The organism is Micromonospora sp. ATLC20 (assembly GCF_057196585.1).
Genome location: NZ_JBXUOV010000058.1, coordinates 1 through 20,137, shown reverse-complemented (window position 1 = coordinate 20,137; position 20,137 = coordinate 1). Strand labels below are relative to the sequence as shown.

General features: G+C 72.8%; 17 protein-coding genes. 8 read left to right on the top strand and 9 right to left on the bottom strand.

The genetic code is table 11. From position 1 onward, the window contains the following. Window positions 1-67: 67 nt before the first annotated feature. Window positions 68-742: an HAD family hydrolase gene (locus tag AC2CHG_RS14825; protein ID WP_262013434.1), complete on the top strand. Its 675-nt coding sequence runs from the start codon at window positions 68-70 to the stop codon at window positions 740-742. A gap of 76 nt (window positions 743-818) precedes the next feature. After that, complete coding sequence (locus tag AC2CHG_RS14820; protein WP_262013435.1) at window positions 819-1,922, top strand: calcium:cation antiporter; 1,104 nt, start codon at window positions 819-821, stop codon at window positions 1,920-1,922. 37 nt (window positions 1,923-1,959) lie between these two features. Here AC2CHG_RS14820 and AC2CHG_RS14815 read toward each other — a convergent pair whose 3' ends face one another. After that, window positions 1,960-2,433, bottom strand: coding sequence for a hypothetical protein (locus AC2CHG_RS14815; protein ID WP_402814674.1), 474 nt, complete (start codon window positions 2,431-2,433; stop codon window positions 1,960-1,962). A gap of 110 nt (window positions 2,434-2,543) precedes the next feature. On the opposite strand from AC2CHG_RS14815, the gene AC2CHG_RS14810 reads away from it, so the two are divergent. Further along, complete coding sequence (locus AC2CHG_RS14810) at window positions 2,544-3,830, top strand: MFS transporter (RefSeq protein WP_484524948.1); 1,287 nt, start codon at window positions 2,544-2,546, stop codon at window positions 3,828-3,830. A 94-nt stretch (window positions 3,831-3,924) separates the two neighbouring features. Here the strand turns inward: AC2CHG_RS14810 and AC2CHG_RS14805 are convergent, their stop codons facing one another. The 5 genes from AC2CHG_RS14805 to AC2CHG_RS14785 all read right to left on the bottom strand — a co-directional run bounded on the left by AC2CHG_RS14805 (window position 3,925) and on the right by AC2CHG_RS14785 (window position 9,400). Beyond that, entirely contained in the window at window positions 3,925-5,667 is a 1,743-nt protein-coding gene (locus AC2CHG_RS14805) for a bifunctional metallophosphatase/5'-nucleotidase (protein ID WP_262013438.1), read from the bottom strand. Window positions 5,668-6,132: 465 nt separating this feature from the next. Next, a complete protein-coding gene (locus AC2CHG_RS14800; RefSeq protein ID WP_484524947.1) occupies window positions 6,133-7,398 on the bottom strand; it encodes a hypothetical protein in 1,266 nt (421 codons plus the stop codon). 1 nt (window position 7,399) lies between these two features. Then, window positions 7,400-7,912: a SigE family RNA polymerase sigma factor gene (locus tag AC2CHG_RS14795; protein WP_262013440.1), complete on the bottom strand. Its 513-nt coding sequence runs from the start codon at window positions 7,910-7,912 to the stop codon at window positions 7,400-7,402. Window positions 7,913-7,993: 81 nt separating this feature from the next. Then, window positions 7,994-8,608 carry a histone deacetylase gene (locus AC2CHG_RS14790; RefSeq protein ID WP_484524946.1) on the bottom strand — a complete coding sequence of 205 codons (615 nt, stop codon included), beginning with the start codon at window positions 8,606-8,608 and terminating at the stop codon, window positions 7,994-7,996. Window positions 8,609-8,620: 12 nt separating this feature from the next. Continuing rightward, window positions 8,621-9,400 carry a phosphodiesterase gene (locus AC2CHG_RS14785; protein WP_262013442.1) on the bottom strand — a complete coding sequence of 260 codons (780 nt, stop codon included), beginning with the start codon at window positions 9,398-9,400 and terminating at the stop codon, window positions 8,621-8,623. A 178-nt stretch (window positions 9,401-9,578) separates the two neighbouring features. On the opposite strand from AC2CHG_RS14785, the gene AC2CHG_RS14780 reads away from it, so the two are divergent. Continuing rightward, entirely contained in the window at window positions 9,579-11,036 is a 1,458-nt protein-coding gene (locus tag AC2CHG_RS14780; protein WP_355510938.1) for a GGDEF domain-containing protein, read from the top strand. A gap of 80 nt (window positions 11,037-11,116) precedes the next feature. Continuing rightward, window positions 11,117-12,301 carry a peptidase M23 gene (locus AC2CHG_RS14775; protein ID WP_262013444.1) on the top strand — a complete coding sequence of 395 codons (1,185 nt, stop codon included), beginning with the start codon at window positions 11,117-11,119 and terminating at the stop codon, window positions 12,299-12,301. Window positions 12,302-12,334: 33 nt separating this feature from the next. Here the strand turns inward: AC2CHG_RS14775 and AC2CHG_RS14770 are convergent, their stop codons facing one another. Further along, entirely contained in the window at window positions 12,335-13,396 is a 1,062-nt protein-coding gene (locus AC2CHG_RS14770) for an aspartate-semialdehyde dehydrogenase (RefSeq protein ID WP_366620001.1), read from the bottom strand. 6 nt (window positions 13,397-13,402) lie between these two features. After that, window positions 13,403-14,668 (bottom strand): aspartate kinase, encoded by a 1,266-nt coding sequence (locus AC2CHG_RS14765; protein ID WP_135242401.1) that lies wholly within the window; start codon window positions 14,666-14,668, stop codon window positions 13,403-13,405. A 238-nt stretch (window positions 14,669-14,906) separates the two neighbouring features. Between AC2CHG_RS14765 and AC2CHG_RS14760 the strand changes: the two genes are divergently transcribed. Beyond that, entirely contained in the window at window positions 14,907-15,668 is a 762-nt protein-coding gene (locus tag AC2CHG_RS14760) for a hypothetical protein (RefSeq protein WP_262013446.1), read from the top strand. A gap of 10 nt (window positions 15,669-15,678) precedes the next feature. Here AC2CHG_RS14760 and AC2CHG_RS14755 read toward each other — a convergent pair whose 3' ends face one another. Further along, window positions 15,679-16,665: a DUF5937 family protein gene (locus AC2CHG_RS14755; RefSeq protein ID WP_366619998.1), complete on the bottom strand. Its 987-nt coding sequence runs from the start codon at window positions 16,663-16,665 to the stop codon at window positions 15,679-15,681. 71 nt (window positions 16,666-16,736) lie between these two features. Between AC2CHG_RS14755 and AC2CHG_RS14750 the strand changes: the two genes are divergently transcribed. Beyond that, complete coding sequence (locus tag AC2CHG_RS14750; protein WP_484524945.1) at window positions 16,737-18,011, top strand: MFS transporter; 1,275 nt, start codon at window positions 16,737-16,739, stop codon at window positions 18,009-18,011. 238 nt (window positions 18,012-18,249) lie between these two features. Beyond that, window positions 18,250-19,995, top strand: a complete 1,746-nt coding sequence (leuA, locus tag AC2CHG_RS14745; RefSeq protein ID WP_484524944.1) for a 2-isopropylmalate synthase — start codon at window positions 18,250-18,252, stop codon at window positions 19,993-19,995. Window positions 19,996-20,137: the final 142 nt, after the last annotated feature.

Sequence of the window (20,137 nt, the reverse complement as noted above, 5' to 3'; positions counted from 1 at the left end):
CATCCGATCATCGGATGTGCCCTCTGCGTTTCCCCGGCACCGGTCACCGTCGCAGTAGGATCCCGCCATGCCACGGCCGGTCGTCTTCGACCTCTTCCACACCCTGGTCCACGGCGCCGACGACGAGCGGGACCGCGTGGTCGGCGAGATGGCGCTCGTCGTCGGGGTGGATCCGGCGGCGCTCGTCGCCGCGTACCACGCGACCTGGCGGGACCGCCTCGTCCGCTGGAACGCGGCGGAGACCGTCCGCATCCTCGCCGAGCGCCTCGGTGGTTCGCCTACGGATGAGCAGGTGGCCCGCGCCGCCGCGCGCCGGCTGGCCCTCGCCCACCGGGTGCTGGGCCGCGTCTCGCCTGCCACGCTGGACGTGCTCGACGCGCTGCGCGAGCGCGGGCACCGGCTGGCCCTGATCAGCAACGCCACGTCGGAGACGGCCGAGGCGTGGCCGGGCGGACCGCTCGCCCGGCGTTTCGACGTCACGGTGTTCTCCTGCGAGGCCGGGCTGGCCAAGCCGGATCCGGCGATCTACCGCGCCGCCGCGCAGCGGCTGGGCGTCGCGCCGGCCGACTGCGTGTACGTGGGAGACGGCGCTGACGGCGAACTGGCCGGTGCGGCGGCGGTCGGCATGACGGTGCTCCGGACCACCGAACACCAGGACACCGATCCCGGCTGGATCGGACCGGTGATCGCGAACCTCCGTGACCTGTCCGCCCACCTGGAGCAGCCGGCCTCCACCGGATAGATCGACAGGACTGCCCGAAGCCACCCCGCCACGCGCGGTTGACCCCGCTGCCTGGCAAAGTATGCGCATGCCGCCGATGATCCGATCCCGCCTGACCGATTGGACCACCGTCGCGCCCCTGGTCGCCGTGCTCGTGCTCGTGATGACCTGGGGACGGGAGCTGCCCGGCCCGCTCATCTTCGTGGTGGCGGGCCTGCTCGCGGCGGCCGTACTGGCGGCTGTCCACCACGCCGAGGTGGTCGCGCACAAGGTCGGTGAGCCGTACGGGTCACTCGTGCTCGCGGTGGCGGTCACCGTGATCGAAGTCGGTCTGATCGTCACGCTGATGATCAGCGGCGGCGACAAGACGCAGGCGCTGGCCCGGGACACCGTCTTCGCCGCCGTCATGATCACCTGCAACGGCATCCTCGGCCTGTCGCTGCTGCTCGGCGCGCTGCGGCGAAAGGTGGCGGTCTTCAATCCGGAGGGCACCGGCGGGGCGCTCGCCACGGTGGCCACGCTCGCCACGCTCAGCATGGTGGTGCCGACGTTCACCACGAGCCGGCCGGGCCCGGAGTTCTCCCCCGCGCAGCTCGCCTTCGCGGCGGTCGCCTCGCTCGCGCTCTACCTGCTGTTCGTCATGGTGCAGACCGGCCGGCACCGCGACTACTTCCTCCCGGTCACGCAGGAGGGCAGCATCCTCGCCGAGGACAAGACCGGCGACGGGCACGCCGAGCCGCCGTCCACCCGTACCGCGCTGGCCAGCCTGGCGCTGCTGGTGGTGGCGCTCGTCGCGGTGGTCGGCGACGCGAAGACGATCTCCCCGGCGATCGAGACGGCGGTCAGCGCGGCGAACCTGCCGCAGGCGTTCGTCGGCGTGGTCATCGCGCTGCTGGTGCTGCTGCCGGAGACGCTCGCCGCGGCCCGGGCGGCCCGGCGGGACCGGGTGCAGATCAGCCTCAACCTCGCGCTCGGCTCGGCGATGGCCAGCATCGGCCTGACCATTCCGGCCATCGCGATCGCCTCGATCTGGCTGGACGGGCCGCTGATGCTGGGCCTGGGCGGCACCCAGATGACGTTGCTGGCGCTGACCGCGGTGACGGCGGTGCTCACCGTCGTGCCGGGCCGGGCGACTGTGCTCCAGGGCGGCGTGCACCTGGTGCTGCTCGCCGCGTTCGTCTTCCTGGCCGCCAGCCCGTAAGCGGGCCCACTGCCGAGCCGCGCGCCGGCAAGAACCGTCAGTCGTGCATCTCCGTCCGCGCCACCTCGGCGAACGCGGCGGTCAGATACTCGGCGAACGGCCGCCCGGTGACCGCCAGCAGGTCGGCCACCAGCAGCGGCGCGTGCCGGGCGATCGCCGCCGGGTCGGGCGGGTTCTCGTCGTCACCCGGGTCGTAGACGCCGAGCGCGCCGGCCAGCAGCACCAGCAGCACGTGCGGGTCGACGTCGGGCCACCAGGTCGCCGCCGACCGGACGCACTGTTCCAGCACCTGGCGTACGTCGTCGCCGTCCAGCCCGTCCGGGTGCCCCTCTTCCAGCAGCAGCCGGACCACGCCGCCGAGCACCAGCCCGGACCGGTCGGCGGCGGCCAGCCGCTCGACGGCCGGGGCGTACGCCTCGGCGTCGCGGGCCTGCGCGGCGGCCACCGCGCCGGTGGCCGTCTCGGCGATCTCGCGGGCCGGTGCGGGCAGGTGCCGCCAGGTCGTCGTCACCGGGTCAGCATGGCAGAGCACGTGTGCTCGCTCACCTTCCGGCCCGGCGACCGCGTGTGTAAGGGGTAAACGGGTCGCGGTCGTCGTACCCGCCGAACAGAATCCCTGCCATGCTGCGCCGCGCCCTGCCCGCCCGTCCCGAAGCCCGCCGGATCCTGCTCGGCACGTTGTTCTCCGCTGTCGGGCGCGGCCTCACCCTGCCGTTCCTGTTCATCTACCTCACCGACGTACGCGGCCTGACCGACACCCGGGCCGGGCTGGTGATCGGCTGGTTCGGCGCTGTCACGCTGGCTCTCTCGCCGCTGGCCGGCACGTTCATCGACCGGTTCGGCGCGCGCCGGGTGGTGCTGCCCTGCCTGGTGATCGAGGCGATCGGCACCGGCTCGCTGGCGCTCGTCGACTCGACCGCCTCGGCGTTCGGCGTGATGACGCTGATCGCCGTCGGCAGTTCGGCGATCTGGGCCGGGCAGAACACGATCCTCGCGTCGCTGACCGACGACGGCGAGCGGCAGCGCGTCTTCGGGCTCAACTTCGCGCTGCTCAACCTGGGTATCGGCACCGGCGGCCTGATCTCCGGCGCGGTGGTCGACGTGGCCCGTCCGATCACCTTCGAGGTGATCTACCTGCTGGACGCGGTGAGCTACCTGACCCCCGCGCTGATCCTGCTCACGCTGCCGCACGTCGGACGCCGCCCGGCCGTGGCCGCCGGCGCGAAGTCCGCCGACGGGAGGCCCGGCGGCTACCTCACGGTGCTGCGGGACCGGCCGTTCCGCCGCCTGGTCGTCTTCGGCCTGGTGCTCACCACCTGCGGGTACGCGCAGATCGAGGTGGGCTTCGCGGCGTACTCGGTGCGGGTGGTCGAGGTGACGCCCCGGGTGGTGGCGTGGGCGCTGGCCGCGAACACCGTGATGATCGTGCTCTCGCAGTTGCTGGTGATCCGGCGGCTGGAGGGGCGCAGCCGTACCCGTGCACTCGCCACCGTCGGTGCGGTCTTCGCCGGCGCGTGGCTGGTGCTCGGCGCGGCGGGCGTGGTGGGCAGCGGCAACGCGGTGCTCGCGGCGCTCGGCGTGGTGGCCTGCTCGGCCATCTTCGGGTTCGGCGAGACGATGCTGTCGCCGGTCATGCCCGCGCTCACCAACGCGCTGGCCACCGACGAGCTGCGCGGCCGGTACAACGCGATGAGCTCGATGATCTTCGGGATCAGCGGCGTGGTCGGCCCGGTCACCGCCGGCCCGCTGATCGGCGCGGCGAACGGCCGGGTCTGGGTGGCGGTGGTGGTGGGCGGCTGCCTGGCCGCCTCGGTGCTCGCGCTGTCGCTGCGTCCGCTGCTCACCGCCGCACAGGACGGCCGCGTGACGGCCGCCGCGACGCCGGAGCCCGCGCGGGCGACGGCCTGACGTCGAAGCCGGCGGCCTGGGACGAGGCGGGCAGCCCGACACGAACGGGCCCCGAAGCGAACGCTTCGGGGCCCGTCGGCGGTGCGGTCGGCGGTCAGCCGGCCGCGACCTCGGTGGTCGTGCGGATCCGGTCCAGCGCCGGCGGGGAGACCGGCGACTTCTCGGTCAGGTACGCGGTGAAGGCGTCCAGGTCGATCTGGCCGGTCACCGCGTTGGTGCCGCCGGTCAGGACGCTGAAGCCGTCGCCGCCACCGGCGAGGAAGTTGTTCACGGTGACCCGGTAGGTGGCGGTGTCGGTCACCGGGGTGCCGTTGATGGTGAGGCTGCCCCGGACCACGCGGGTGCCGGCGCACGGCGTGCCGGCCGGCGCGGTGGTGCCGTTGACGTCCACGACGTAGTTGACGGTCGAGGACGCGTAGAGCACACGCGCGACTGTGAACTGCTGCTCCAGCATGCAGTAGAGCTGCGCGCCGGTCAGGTCCAGCGTCACCAGGTTGTTGGCGAACGGCTGCACGGTGAACGCCTCGGCGTAGGTGACCGGGCCGGCGTCGAGGTCGGCGCGGACGCCACCGGGGTTCATGAACGCGGCGACCGCGTTCTGCTCGGTGTCGGTGGCGGCGAGCTGCGCGTCGGCGATCACGTTGCCGAGCGGCGACTCACCGGTCTGGTACGTCGGCTTGCCGTTGACGTCGACCCCGGTCTGGTACAGGTTCTCCTGGGTCTTGGTGATCGCGGCGGTGGTCTCGCCGACCACCCGGTCGGCCACCGGGCCGAGCGCGGTCTTGTACCGGTTGATCAGCTCGGTCGAGGCCGGGTCCTTCTCGACGTCCCGGGTGACCACCACGTTGTTCGCGGACGCGGTGACCACGTCGCGGGTACGCGGGTCGATCTTCAGGTCGATCTGGGTGACCAGGCGGCCGAACGAGCTGGCGCTGGTGACCAGCTTGCCGTTGATGTTGCAGTTGTACGCGGCGTGGGTGTGCCCGCTGACGATCACGTCGATGGACGGGTCCATCCGGTTGGCGATGTCGACGATCGGGCCGCTGAAGCCGGTGCAGTCGTTGATGCCGCCGCCGTTCTGCACGCCGCCCTCGTGCAGCAGCACGACGATGCTCTTGACCCCGAGCAGGCGCAGGATCTTGGCGTACTTGTTGGCGGTGTCGGCCTCGTCGGTGAACCGCAGGCCGGCGACGCCCTGCTGGCTGACGATATTCGGGGTGCCCTCCAGGGTCATCCCGATGAAACCGATCGGGACACCCTTGACGATCTTGATGCCGAACGGCTGCATCAGCGGCAGGCCGGTGGAGGTCTTGAAGGCGTTCGCCGAGAGGTACGAGAACTTGGCGCCACCGAACGGGGTGCCGTCGGCGCAGCCGTCCACCGGGTGGCAGCCGCCGCGCTGCATGCGCAGCAGCTCGGCCGCGCCCTCGTCGAACTCGTGGTTGCCGACGCTCGCGAACTCCAGCCCGGCGAGGTTCATCTCCTCGATGGTGGGCTCGTCGTGGAACGCGGCGGACAGCAGCGGCGAGGCGCCGATCAGGTCACCGGCGGCGACGGTGACGGTGCCCTTGCCCTGCGCCTTGGCCTCGGCGCGCATCGACTTCAGGTGGCTGGCCAGGTATTCCGCGCCACCGGCCGGCTGGCCGTCGATGCTGCCGCTGGAACCGGTCGGCGGCTCCAGATTGCCGTGGAAGTCGTTGATCGCGAGCAACTGGACGTCGACCGGCTTCGGGCGGGCCTCGGCCTGGTCGGGGGTGACGGCGACAGCGGTGAACGCGGTCGCGGCGAGTGCGGCCAGGCCGACGGCGGCCCGGCGTCGCATCCCGGTGACGGACATGGAACTCCTCGTGAGATGCCGGTATGTGGCGTCCGGGCGATGGTGCGCCCGGCGACCCTGGTCCGTGCCGTGACAGGTGTCGATCGCGGAGGGCGGTACTCGGGGGAACGCCGCCCCGCCGGGGTAGCTTCTCATCCACCGGCCGCCAGGTCGAACGGGGTGGCATCAGGAATCGTCGCTGTCTCGGGCGGCCCGTACCGGTCTGCCGGACGAGTCGGACATGACGGTCAGGTGAAATTCCGCGCGGCGCACGCGTCGATGCCCGCCGCCGTCGAAGGCGCCGGCTCCCAGGGACAGGGAGCCGGCGCCGACGCTCATGTCACGCGGAATTCGTTGCGCTGGCAACCGTCCTTGCCGGAATCACCTCCTGCCGGTCACCCATCGCGGACCGAACGGTCGTTCATGTACGACGGCTCGGCATATCGAGCGAACTGTCCGAACTCGACTCACTGCCGGGCGTGCCGGTCACCGGCACTGCCAGACGACCGGCCACTGCCGCCCGTTCTCGTCGACCGCCCCGCCGTAGATGCGTCCCGCGTCGTCGAAGAGGATTCCCCTCGTCAGGCCCTCGCCCGTCAGGCTTCTCGGTATCCGCCGCGCCGTCCCGTCCGGTTCGACCAGGAACCAGTCCTGCCGCGGCATCCAGACGAGCAGGCGCCCGTTCCGGTCGGTGGAGACGTTGTCGAGCCGGTGGGTGTCCAGACCGGCGAACACCGTGAGCCGGCCCGTCCGGACGTTCCACTGCGCCGGTGACGACTTCTCGGTACCGACGCCCCTGACGGTTCCGGCCAGCCAGTCGCCCTGCAACGCAGCGTCCCGGCGGAGATGCCAGCCGGGCGCGGCGGGCTGCACCAGAGTGCCGCCGTCCGGCCGGGAGATCCGGACGGCCGCCGTCTCCCCGGCGGGAATCACGCTCTCGGCGACCGTGCCGTCGGGCGCCCAGCCGAGGAAGGCACCGAAGGGGTCCGTGACGACCCGGGGAGGAGTCTGCGCCGCGGCGTCCCACCGGACCAGTACCGCCTTCTCGCCGTTGCCGCCGGCGACTCCCAGGATCTCCCCGGCGGCGTCGACCGAGACCGGACGGACGTCCCGGTAGCCCTCGGGCAGGGGAAGGTTGCGCACCTGCCCGTCCCGGTAGACCCAGGGCACGTCGGGCCGGCTCACGCCGTCCCACCGGTTGCCGACTGCCACACCCGCGGAGTTGACCGCGGCAACGGTCGCCTGGAACGCACGTGACAACTCCACGAGACTCGCCTTCCCCCGGTCCCAGATCACCAGGTAGGTGCGGAAACCCGTCTTCCGCCAGTCCTCCGCCGAAGAGGTCCCCGCGAGGAACCGGCCGCTCGGGTCCACCGCGCCCAGGCTCGGGAAGTACGCTTCGTCCGGCGTGTCGTACTGCTCGGAGGTGCACTCGGCCGGACTCGCGCTCATCCGTACCCGCACCTGGTCCACGGTGGGCACGGCGCGGGTCTCGGTCGGGCCCGGGGACGGCCGGCCGACGATGTCGTCCATGCCCCGGTCGCGGCCGTCGCCGCCCAGCGCCACCGCGGACCCGAGCCCGATCGCGAGCACCGTGGCCGCCGCGAGGCCGACGGTGAGCCGGCGACGCCGCCGCTCGGCCCGGCGTACGGCGATCAGCACCGCACCCGGGTCGATCCGGCTCGGCGGAACCTCGACCCGGGTCAACTCCCGGCGGACGATCGCACCCGCCCGGTCCTCGTCCCAGGTCATGTCATCCTCCCGCTCGGTTGTCGGTGCAGGTCTCCAGGTCGAGCCGGCGGCGCAGCTTCGCGAGGCCGCGAGAGGTGTGGCTCTTGACGTTGCCGGTCGAGCAGTTGAGCAGGCTCGCCACCTCCGCGACGGGAAGGTCGCAGAGAAAACGGAGGGTCAGCACGGCCCGCTGGGCCGGTGGCAGGCCGGCCAGCAGATCCTGGACGCCGTCGCGTTCCTCGACGTCCGGCGGCGCGGCGGCCGGTCGTTCCGGCGCCTGCGGCAGCAGCCGGATCCGGAACCACCCGCGCCGGCGTTCGTCCAGATAGGTGTGGATGAGGATCCGCCTGACGTACGCGTCGGTGTCGTCCGCCGCGGCCGCCCGCCGCCAGTACCGGTAGAGCTTGGTCAGCGTCGTCTGCACGATGTCGTCCGCCAGGTGCGCGTCACCGCAGATCAGGTACGCGGTGCGGTGCAGCGCGGGAAGCCGTGCCCGCACGTACGCCACGTACTCGGTCTCGTCCTCGGCCCGCATGCCGCTCCTTCCCGGGACCCTACGGCTGATGGACGCGAGGGACGCCGAGGGCGGTTGCATCAGGACAAATCGCCACGGCCTTCAGTCGGCGGCGACCAGCCTGCGTAACGCCGGCCGGGTCCACCGCCCGGCGACCCCCGGCCGGCCCGCCAGGTAGCCGACGGTCTGCACGGCGTCCCAGCCGTGCGCCTCGCGCAGCCCGCGCGCCAGCATCCCGAGGTAGACCGGGGCGGGCCGGGTCCACCGCACCTCCACCGCCCGGTGCGGCGCGGTGAACGTGAGCATCGGCAGGCCCTCGTGGACGCCGACGCGCAGCAGCGTCTCGTAGCGGCCCGGCCCGAGCGTCGCCCGCCCGGTCTCGACCGCCACGCGGATCCCGGCCAGGTCGGCGCCGGGCGGCCGGTACATCTCCTGCGCGGCGATGTCCGCGAACTGCTCGACGGTCACCAGGTAGCCGCGCGCCGCCGCCCGGCCGGGCAGCAGCGGATCGTAGAACGCCATGCCGCCGGTCCAGGCCCGCGACTCACCGGCGAAGTAGACGCCGCCGGGGATCAGCACCGGAACCGTCCGGCGCGGTGGCCGGCGGTCCCGGCAGCCGGGGTACGTGCGCAGCCCGCCCGGTGGGCACCCGCCATGCAGATACCAGTCGAGCCGCGCGGCGTGCAGGTTCGAGCCGTACGCGACGTACCAGAGCATCGGCGGCGCGGCTCAGAACCAGCAGGTGCGCCCGGCGGCGTGGCTGACCTGGACGGTGTGCGTCACGCAGCCGCCGTCGGCGATCAGGTGCAGCAGGAAGGCGGTCGGCTCGGCGACGAACCCCGGCTCCTCCTCCTCGGTCATGCTCAGGCTCACCTGGATCCAGGTGCTCGGCGCGGTGGTCAGCACCGTACCGGCGAACGCGCTCGTCACCTGACGGTGCAGGTGACCCGCGGCGACGCGTACGACATGGGGGTGACGGCCGACCACGGCGGCGAGCGCGTCGGCGTCGGCGAGGCCCATCGCGTCCATGCCCGGCACGCCCACAGTGACCGGCGGATGGTGCAGGCACACGACGGCGGGCGCGTCGGTACGCCCGGCGAGCACCCCGTCCAGCCAGGCGAGCTGCTCGTCGCCGAGCCGCCCGCCGGGGCTGCCCGGGGTGAGCGAGTCGAGCACCACGAGCGTCGCGTCCGGCAGGTCGACGTGGTAGTGCGCCGAGAAGCCACCGGCCAGGTAGGGGGTGCCGCCGAACGTGTCGAGCAGCGACTCGCGGTCGTCGTGGTTGCCGGTCACCAGGTGCACAGGCAGCGGGAACGCGCCGACGATCTCGCGCAGGGCGAGGTATTCGTCCGGCCGGCCGTTGGCGGTGAGGTCACCGGTGATCACCACGCAGTCGGGCCGGGGCCGCAGCGCGAGCACCGTGCCGAGCGCCCGGTGCAGCCCGGACGCCGGGTCGGCCGCGAGCGGGCCGGTGGTCACGTGCGGGTCGCTGAGCTGGGCGATGAGCATCGGCCGCCTCCTCGGGTGCCCGGGCCCTCACGCTATCGCCGCACACCCTCCCCGCGCAGGCCCGCTTCTGCCCACAGGCTGCGTCCACAGCCTGTGGATAGCACATGTGTACGAAGGTCGGCGGCGGTTGCGCTGAGTACCCTTGATCGCGACCCGACCCCCTCCGAGCAGGAACGACGTGGACCACGAGCGAGTCCTCCGCGACGTCACGGTGCGCCTCCCCACGGCGTCGACCGTCCCGGAGGCGTGCCAGTGGACCGTCGCCGCGCTCGCCCGGCACACCCCAGCGACCGCCACCGTCCTGCTGCGCGTCCACGACCGTCTGCGCTGCGTCGCCGCGACCGGCGCCTGGCAGGTCTTCTCGCACGTGCCGGCCACCGCCGACGGCACTCCGCCGGGCCGCCACCGGCCCGAACCCTCGGTGGTACGGCGGGTCTACGCCTCCGGGATCACCGCCGCCGTGCCCGACGTCGGCGCCGACCCCGACTACCTCGAGGTCCGCCCGGACGTCACCGCCGAACTCTGCGTGCCGGTACGCGACCCGGACGGCCGCCCGATCGGCGTGCTCGACCTCCAGTGGAGCGAGCCGGTCGTGCTCGCCGCATGGCGGGAGACAGCAGAGCTGGTGGCCGACCGCCTCGGCGGGCGGATCGCCGCGCTCGGCGGGCCGCCGGCCGAGAGCCGCAGCGAGAAGCTGTTGCGGCACGCCGCCGCGTTCACCGCCGCGCCGACGGACTGGGACCTGATGACCGCCGCGCTCGCCGCGGCCCGGGACGTGTCAGCGCTCTCCGCCGCCGTACTGGTGCTCACCGGCCGACGCGGCCCGCGCCTCGGCGCGCCCACCGGCACCCCGGGGGCGCTGGAGGCGCGCATCCGAGCCGAGCTGGACGAGGCCGGACCGGTAGCGCTGGACCGCATGATCGACCGGGCCCACCGGTACGGCTCGGCGTACACGCTGGGCGAGGCGGGCCACCCGCCCACCGAGGAGTACCTGCCGCTGACCCGGGCCGGCGCGCGCACGCTGGTGGCGGTGCCGGTCGGCACACCCGCCTCCGGTGGCGTGCTGCTCGTGGCCGACGAACAGCGCCTGCGCCCCGACCCGACCACCGTCAACCTGATCGAGCTGCTCGCCGGGCAGGCGTGGACCTGCCTGGACCGGCTGCGTACGCTCGCCCGGCTGCGCGAGCAGGCCAGCTCGGACCCGCTCACCGGGCTGCGTCACACCGGCCCGTTCGGGCAGCGGATCGCCACCGCCACGCCGGGGCGTACCGCGCTGCTGGCGATCGACGTGGACGGGTTCAAGGACGTCAACGACACGTACGGCCACCAGGCCGGCGACCGGCTGCTGGTGGGTCTGGCACGGGCCCTCGAAGGCGCGTTGCGCCAGGGCGACGAGCTGTACCGGACCGGCGGCGACGAGTTCGTGGCGGTGATCGAGGTGAGCCGCCCGGAGGAGGCGGTCCGGATCGCCGAACGGCTCACCGAGGCGGCCCGCCGTACCGGCCGGACGATCAGCGTCGGCGTCGCCCTGCCGAGGCCCGGTGAGTCCCCCGAGCGCACCCTGCACCGTGCCGACCAGGCCCTCTACGCGGTGAAGCGCCACGGCCGGGACGGCGTACACCTCTCCGCCGCCTGACAAACATAGACACATGTAAATTATTCAGATATCGTCCGTCGGACACGCGTCAGCCTCTCGACACCCCCCTGGGAGAGGACATGATCAAAACGCGACGCCGGCTCGGCACCGCCACCGCGATCCTGCTCGTCGCCGCAGTGATCGGCACCGTGCCGAACAGCGCCCAGGCCGCACCGGCCGACGACGTCACCACCGCCGTACGGCACAAACTTCTCGAAGAAGCCGCGGTCGCGACGGACCAGGAGATCCGCGCCGCCGGCGTGGAGGACACCCGGGTGACAGTCACCCGCCGCGACGGCCGGGCCTGGGCCTTCGGCACCGCCGTGCTCGTCGCCCCGCGGAAGGAAGGGCTGTACCCGTCCGGCTGGATCTTCATCGCCCGCCAGCAGCGCGGCGACTGGCAGGTCGCCCTGGAGGGCGAGGCCACCTTCGCCGACCTGGCCGCTGCGGCGCCCGCGTCCGTCCTCGCCCGCGGCGAGCGGGACGCCTTCACCACCCTCGGCACGTTGTCCGCCAACGGGGACTACCGCACCGGTATGCGCCTGCCGTTCGCCCTCGGCCAGTCGTGGACCCTCAGGGGTGGCCCGCACGGCTGGTCCGGCTCCCCGCGACCGTTCAGCTCGATCGACCTGTTCGGCGGTGACCAGCGGGTGCTGGCCGTGCGGGCCGGCACCGCGTACACGATGTGCAAGGGCTGGGTCCGGGTGGTCCACGACCGGGGCTACACCACCGACTACTACCACCTCTGGAACAACATCGACGTCGACGGGGCGTCGGTCAGCGCGGGCACCTACCTCGGCGACACCGGCACCGACATCACCTGCGGCGGCTCCGCCAGCAGCCGGCACGTGCACCTGGGATTCCGGCAGAACGGCGCGTACGTGGCGATCGCCACCCACAACCTGGGCAAGTGGGTGCCGAGAGAGGGCAGCACTGCCTACGAGGGCTACGCGCTGCACGGCTCGAAGCGCGTCAACGTCGGCGGATCGCTGTACAACTACGGGGCGCTCGGCTTCACCGAGGGCATCGTCGACAGCTACGGCGGCACGTCGGTCAGCCGGCGGTCCGGGCCGGGCACCGGGTACGGGGTGGTCGGCTCGATCGCGGACGGCGCCACGGCGGCCGTCGCCTGCTCGTCGAGCGGCACCTCAGTGACCGGCCGCTGGGGCACCAGCACGCTGTGGAACAAGCTGACCGACGGCACCTGGATCCCGGACTCGTACCTGTACACCGGATCGGCCAACCCGGTGAACGGTTCGTGCTGACGCACCGCCCCGGTCGCCGCGAGCGGACACCGCTCAGCTGCGGGTCAGTTCCTTGGCCAGGAGTTCGGCGATCTGGGCGGTGTTGAGGGCGGCGCCCTTGCGGAGGTTGTCGCCGGTCACGAAGAGGTCCAGGGCGCGGGGGTCGTCGACCGCTCGTCGGATGCGGCCCACCCACGAGGGGTCGGTGCCGACCGCGTCGATCGGCATCGGGAACTCCCCGGCCGCCGGGTCGTCGACCAGGATCACGCCCGGCGCGTTGCGCAGCACCTCGCGGGCGCCCTCGGCGTCCACCTCGGTGGCGAAGACCGCGTGCACGGCGACCGAATGACCGGTCACCACCGGCACCCGTACGCAGGTGGCGGACACCTTGAGGTCGGGCAGCCCGAGGATCTTGCGCGACTCGTTGCGCAGCTTCATCTCCTCGGAGGACCAGCCGCCGTCTGCCAGCGAGCCCGCCCACGGGACGACGTTGAGCGCAAGCGGCGCCGGGAACGGACCCAGCTCGTCGCCGACCGCCTGTCGCACGTCACCGGCCCGGGAACCGAGCACCCGATCGCCGGCGATCTTGCCGAGCTGGAGGTGCAGCGCGTCCACACCGGCCTGCCCCGCCCCGGACACCGCCTGGTACGACGCGAGCACCAGCTCGCGCAGGCCGTACTCGCGGTGCAGCGGCGCGACCGCCACGATCATCGCCATCGTGGTGCAGTTGGCGTTGGCGATGATCCCCTTGGGCCGGTTGCGTACCTGCTCGGGGTTGATCTCGGTGACCACGAGCGGGACGTCGCGGTCCATCCGGAACGCGCCGGAGTTGTCCACCACCACCGCGCCGCGTGCGACGGCGACCGGGGCCCACTGCGCGGAGACATCGTCCGGCACGTCGAACATCGCCACGTCGACGCCGTCGAGCGCGTCGGCGGTGAGCGCCTGGACGGTCAGTTCCTCGCCCCGGCACTGCATGCGCCGGCCGGCCGACCGCTCGGAGGCGAGCAACCGGATCTCGCCCCACACGTTGCGCCGGGACGAGAGGATCTGGCACATCACCGTACCGACGGCACCTGTCGCCCCGACCACGGCGAGGGTGGGCAGCGACGCCACGGCGCGTTACCGCCCGGTGCCGGCGTAGACGACGGCTTCGGTGTCACCACCCAGCTCGAAGGCGTCGTGGATGGCGCGGACCGCCTTGTCCAGGTCGGTGTCGCGGCAGACCACGGAGACCCGGATCTCCGAGGTGGAGATCATCTCGATGTTGACGCCGGCCGCGCCGAGGGCGGCGAAGAAGCCGGCGGCCACGCCCGGGTGCGAGCGCATGCCGGCACCGATCAGGGACACCTTGCCGACGTGGTCGTCGTACAGCAGGCCCTTGAACTTGACCGACTCCTGGATCTTGCTGAGCGCGGTCATCGCGGTCGGGCCGTCGGCCTTGGGCAGCGTGAACGAGATGTCCGTGCGGCCGGTGCCCTCGGTGGACACGTTCTGCACGATCATGTCGATGTTGATCTCCGCGCCGGCCACGGTGTCGAAGATCGACGCGGCGGCGCCCGGCTCGTCGGGCACGCCGACGATCGTGATCTTCGCTTCGCTGCGGTCGTGGGCGACCCCGGTGATCAGTGCCTGTTCCACAGGAAGGTCCTCCATCGATCCGGTGACCATCGTGCCGGTGTTGGTCGAGTATGACGAACGGACGTGGATCGGCAAGCCCGCGCGCCGCGCGTACTCGACGCTGCGCAGGTGCAGCACCTTCGCGCCGCAGGCGGCCAGCTCCAGCATCTCCTCGTAGGTGATCTGCTTGATGTGCCGGGCGTTCGGCACGATGCGCGGGTCGGCGCTGAAGATGCCGTCCACGTCGGTGTAGATCTCGCAGACGTCCGCCTCCAGCGCGGCGGCGAGCGCCACGGCGGTGGTGTCCGAGCCGCCCCGCCCGAGCGTGGTCACGTCCTTGGTGTCCTGCGAGACACCCTGGAAACCGGCGACGATGACCACCGCGCCCTCGTCCAGCGCGCCCTTGAGCCGCCCCGGGGTGACGTCGATGATCCGGGCCCGGCCGTGCACCGAGGTGGTGATCACGCCGGCCTGGGAACCGGTGAACGAGCGGGCTTCGTACCCCAGGTTGTGGATGGCCATGGCGAGCAGCGCCATGGAGATCCGCTCCCCGGCGGTGAGCAGCATGTCCAGCTCGCGGCCCGGCGGCAGCGGGCTGACCTGGTTGGCCAGGTCGAGCAGCTCGTCGGTGGTGTCGCCCATGGCGGACACCACGACTACCACGTCGTCGCCGGCCTTGCGGGCGGCCACGATGCGCTCGGCCACCCGCTTGATCCGCTCGGCGTTGGCGACGGAGGACCCGCCGTACTTCTGCACCACGAGTGCCACGACGGTGCACTCCCTCCCAGCGACGACCCTGAGCGTGCCGACGCCGCCGGTGCTCTCGGTCCGGCGGCGCGTGTCAGACCGCCTCAGCCTATCGGGCGGCCCGTGACGCCGGGTCGGGTGATCCCACCATCCGGCCCCGGCGTGGGGCGGCTCACCAGCCCCGAAGGACGCGACACGCCAAGCGGTACAGCCGTACGGTGGGCTGACCTGGACCCTCCCCACGACGCAGAATGAGCCGGTGCACGCTCATCGACGTGCGGCCCGCCTGACCGGCGTGCTCGCGCTCACCCTGCCGGTACTGCTGGCCGCCTGCGACGGCGGCAACCCCGAGGCGGCGCCCACCGGCACCGCCGACCCGGTCCCGGTGCAGGTCGACGCCGCCCGCGAGGAACTGGCCGGGCTGGCCGCCGCGGCGCAGGACCGCCACCTCACCGCCACGTACGCGTTCGCGCCCGCCGAGGGCACGCCCCGCACGGTGGCCTTCACCAGCGCCAACGACGGCAGCTGGCGGGTCGACGTGCCCGGCTGGGGGCACGCCGGGACGGTGGACGTCTCGCTCGCCGGCACCTCCGACGGGCTGTTCCAGTGCGCGCTCCCCTCGGCCGGCTGGCCGCAGGCGGCGACCTGCGTCCGCCTCGGCGACGCCGACGACGCGGTGCCGCGCCGGCTCGACCCCCGCGTGCAGCACCCGTTCACCGACTGGCTGGAGGTGCTGACCGACAGGCGTGCGCCGCTCGCCGTCTCCCCGGCCGATCCGCTGCCGGGAGCCGACGGCCCCTGCTACACGGTCGACAGCACCTCGGCGTCGCTGAACGCGCCGCTCGACGTGGGCATCTACTGCTTCCGGGAGGACGGCACACCGGCGGCGGTACGGGCCGGGTTCGGCACGCTGACGCTGACCGGCGAGCCCGGCGCCGCGCCGGGCACCGTCGAACTGGCCGGCGCGGTGACCGACGGCGAGCCGGTCAGCCGGGACGCCCCGAGCCCCGGCACGCCCTGACGCGTCCCGCTCAGCCGCCCCGCGCCGCGCGGAGCAACGCGGCACCCACCTCGCTGTTGCGGTAGAGCACGTGCCGCCCGGCCCGGGACCGGGTGACCAGACCGGCGGCGTGCAGCGCGGAGAGGTGCTGGGACACGTTCCCGGCGGACAGCCCGGTGAGCCGGGCGAGGTCCGTGGTGGTCGTCGCCGCGTCGAGCAGGTTCAGCAGGGCGGCCCGGCCGCCGCCGACCACCCGGGCGAGCGCGTCGCCGGCCGGTTCAGGTCCGCGTTCCCACAGCGTCCCGACCGCCCGCACCGGGTACGCCGCGGCGGGCAACGAGTCCTCCAGCAGGTTCCACAGCACCCGCTGGCGGCTGAACACGCTCGGGTTCAACGCCAGCCCTCGCCCCCGCAGGTCGAAGTCCCGCTCGAACGGGTCGTCGCTGACCACCCGGTCGCCGAGCCACCGCAGGTCGGGGTGGAGCCGCTCGAACAGCTTCCCCGTCCCGCCCTCGGCGAGCTGGGCCGCCCGGTACGCGACGTCGGCGTCGAGCACCGCCCGCATCCGCGGCCAGTCCGGGGCGATCGCCTCGTCGTACCAGACCCGCATCGCCTCGACGAGCCGCGGCAACAGCTCGGTCGGGTCGGCGAGCAACGCCCGCCCGAACTGGCGCAGCGGCCCGCTCGGCGTGGTCGCCAGCAGGTCCCGGACCACCACGTCGGGCGGCGTCGCGGCGATCTGGTCGAGCTGGCCGTTCATCTCCACCCCCGGGCGGGCCGCCGGGGTGAGGAAGTCGGGCAGCCAGCGGCGCGGCAGGGTGAGATGCACCAGCGGAGCGACGCGCTCGGCCACCTCCGGGCGGCGCAGCGTCGCCCGGGCCCGGTCGATCCACGGCAGGTGCACCGGATAGCGGGCCGGAGCGGCAAGCGCCCACATGCTCATGACCGTCTCGTTGGCCGGCGACACACCGAACCGGACGCCCGCGACGTCGGCCAGCGTGAACCGCAACTCGGACATGCGCACCCCCCGATTCGGCTCAGCCTAAAAGGCTCGCCCCTCGCGTGGGGGGCACGATCTGCTCACCGGTCATGGGGGCCAGAGAGAGCATCCGCACCGCCGTCCGCGATGTCGTACCACCGGCCGGGCTGACCCGCGCCCTGGCCGTGCAGGCGATGGTCTACGCCGTCGGCACCGGGCTGTTCCAGGCGGGCAGCGCCGTCTTCTTCACCCGGGCGCTGGGTCTCAGCCCGGCCCAGGTGGGGCTCGGCCTCTCGCTCGCCGCCGGGGCGTCCCTGCTCGGCACCGTGCCGCTGGGCGGGCTCACCGACCGGTACGGGCCGCAGCGGGTGTGGATCGTCTGCCTGCTGCTGGACGCGGCGCTGTTCGCCGCGTACCCGTTCGTCGGCGGCTTCGCCGGGTTCCTCGCGGTGGTGATCGCGCTGGCGGTGACGGGCGCGGCGACGGGGGTGGCCCGCCAGGTCTACTCGATAAACGTGCTGCGCCCGGAGGAACGGGTCACCGCGATGGCCTACCAGCGCTCCTCGCTGAACGTCGGCTTCGGGCTCGGCGCGCTGATCAGCGGCCTGGTGCTGGCCGTCGACACGATCTGGGCGTACCGCGGGATGGTCTGGTTCATCGCCGTGGTCTTCCTGGTGACCGCCGCCTTCGTGCGCCGGCTGCCCCGGCTGCCGGAGGTGACCCGCACGGCCGAACCGATGAGCCGGCTGGCGGTGCTGCGGGACCGGCCGTTCATGACAGTCGCGCTGCTGTCCGGGCTGCTCACCGCGCACCAGACGCTCTACCTGACGGTGATGCCGCTGTGGATCCTCACCCGTACCGACGCGCCGAAGACGATCATCGCCGCGCTGGTGCTGCTCAACACCGTGCTGATCGTGCTGTTCCAGGTGCGGGCCAGCCGGGGCGCGGACGACGCGCCGGGCGCGGCCCGGGCGTCCCGCCGGGGCGCGGTGCTGATCGCCGGGTTCTGCCTGGTCCTGCCGATCTCCGGCGCGACCCGGGGACCGCTCACCGTGGCGGTGCTGGTCGGCGCCGCGACGCTGCTCATCCTGGCCGAGCTGATCGAGTCGGCGGGCGCCTGGGGACTGACCGCCACGCTGCCGCCCGCCGCCCAGCGCGGCGCGTACGTCGGCGCGTTCGGGCTCGGCTCCCAGTTGCAGTTCCTGATCGCTCCGGCCGGGCTGACCGCGCTCGGCGTGAGCACCGGCGGCTGGGGCTGGTACCCGGCCGCGGCGCTGTTCGTCCTGGTCGGGCTGGCGATCGTGCCGGCGGTGGCCCGGGCGGAGCGGACGCCTCGGCTACCGGGCGTGTCCAGGTCCGCCGACTCGGTGACTCTGATCCCATAGTCCGGACCGGCCTTCCCACCGCCCGTCCCACCACGTAGGGTGACCTTGTCATGTGGCGCGCGTACCTTCTCCTTGGCTGCCGCGACGAGGCCTGACCGGCCGGCACCTCGTCGCGGAGTCGCTACGCGCCGTCCAGCACATCCGATCTTCTTCTCGGCACCGCCGCGCACCGTCGCCCGGCAGCCCGCCGACACCTTTCCGATCTGCTGACGCCACATGTTCCAGGGAGCACTCCGAGATGGCTCAACCTGTCACCGCCACCGATCCGTTCGCCAGCCAGCGCCCCAGCCGGATGCCGGTCCACCGCTACGTCCCGTACGACAGGGAGTTCGGCGTCGACCTGCCGGACCGCTCCTGGCCCACCCGCCGCGTCGAGGCCGCGCCCCGCTGGTGCGCAGTCGACCTCCGCGACGGCAACCAGGCCCTGATCGACCCGATGTCACCCGAGCGTAAGCGCCGGATGTTCCAGCTCCTGGTGCAGATGGGCTACAAGGAGATCGAGGTCGGCTTCCCGTCGGCGAGCCAGACCGACTACGACTTCGTACGGCAACTGATCGAGCAGGACCTGATCCCGGAGGACGTCACCATCCAGGTGCTGACCCAGTGCCGGGAGCACCTGATCGAGCGGACCTTCGAGTCGCTGCGCGGCGCCCACCGGGCCATCGTGCACTTCTACAACTCCACCTCGACGCTGCAGCGCCGGGTGGTCTTCGGCCTGGACCGCGACGGCATCACCGACATCGCCACCCAGGGCGCGCGGCTGTGCCAGAAGTACGCGGAGATCCACACCCCGGACACCGACATCCACTACGAGTACTCGCCGGAGTCGTACACGGGCACCGAGCTGGAGTACGCGCTGGAGGTCTGCTCGGCGGTCATCGACGTGATCGACCCGACGCCGGACCGGAAGCTGATCATCAACCTGCCGGCCACCGTCGAGATGGCGATGCCGAACGTCTACGCCGACTCGATCGAGTGGATGCACCGGCGCCTGCCCCGGCGGGACAGCCTGGTGCTGAGCCTGCACCCGCACAACGACCGGGGCACCGGCGTGGCCGCCGCCGAGCTGGGCCTGCTGGCCGGCGCCGACCGGATCGAGGGCTGCCTGTTCGGCAACGGTGAGCGCACCGGCAACGTCGACCTGGTGACGCTGGGCCTGAACATGTTCTCCCAGGGCATCGACCCGATGATCGACTTCTCGAACATCGACGAGATCAAGCGCGCCGTCGAGTACTGCAACCAGCTGCCGGTGCACGAGCGCCACCCGTACGCGGGCGACCTGGTCTACACCGCGTTCTCCGGCTCCCACCAGGACGCGATCAACAAGGGCTTCGCCGCGCTGCACGCCGACGCGACGGCGGCCGGGGTGCCGGTCGACGACTTCACCTGGGCCGTGCCCTACCTGCCGATCGACCCGAAGGACCTGGGCCGCACCTACGAGGCGGTCATCCGGGTCAACTCGCAGTCCGGCAAGGGCGGCGTCGCGTACATCATGAAGACCGAGCACCAGCTCGACCTGCCGCGCCGCCTCCAGATCGAGTTCTCCGGCGTGGTGCAGCAGGTCACCGACCACGACGGCGGCGAGGTCGAGCCGGGCGCGATGTGGGAGATCTTCGCCCGCAACTACCTGGTCGACCACCAGGTGGACCCGGCCGTCAAGCTGGCCGAGTACACCATCGGCACCGTCGACGGCAAGGTCGAGATCGACGCCCGCGCCGGCTTCGGCGGCGAGATCCGCGCGCTGACCGCCGTCGGCAACGGCCCGATCGACGCGTACGTCAACGCGTTGCAGTCCCTGGGCGTGGCGGTACGGGTGCTCGACTACCACGAGCACGCGCTGTCCTCCGGTGGGGACGCGCAGGCCGCCGCGTACGTCGAGTGCGAGGTGGACGGCCGTACGGTGTGGGGCGTCGGGGTGGACGCGAACATCGTGACCGCCTCGATCAAGGCGGTCACGAGCGCGGTGAACCGCACCCGCGCCTGATTCCGGCGACGGGGGGGGGGGGGGGGGGGGCGGGGGCCCCCCCCCCCCCCCCCCCGCCCGCGTGCCGTCCTGGCCGAGCGCGCCGATCCGGGTCAGGATGGGGAGTCACCCGGCCGCGCGGGCCGGGTGTGGCACACTCGCC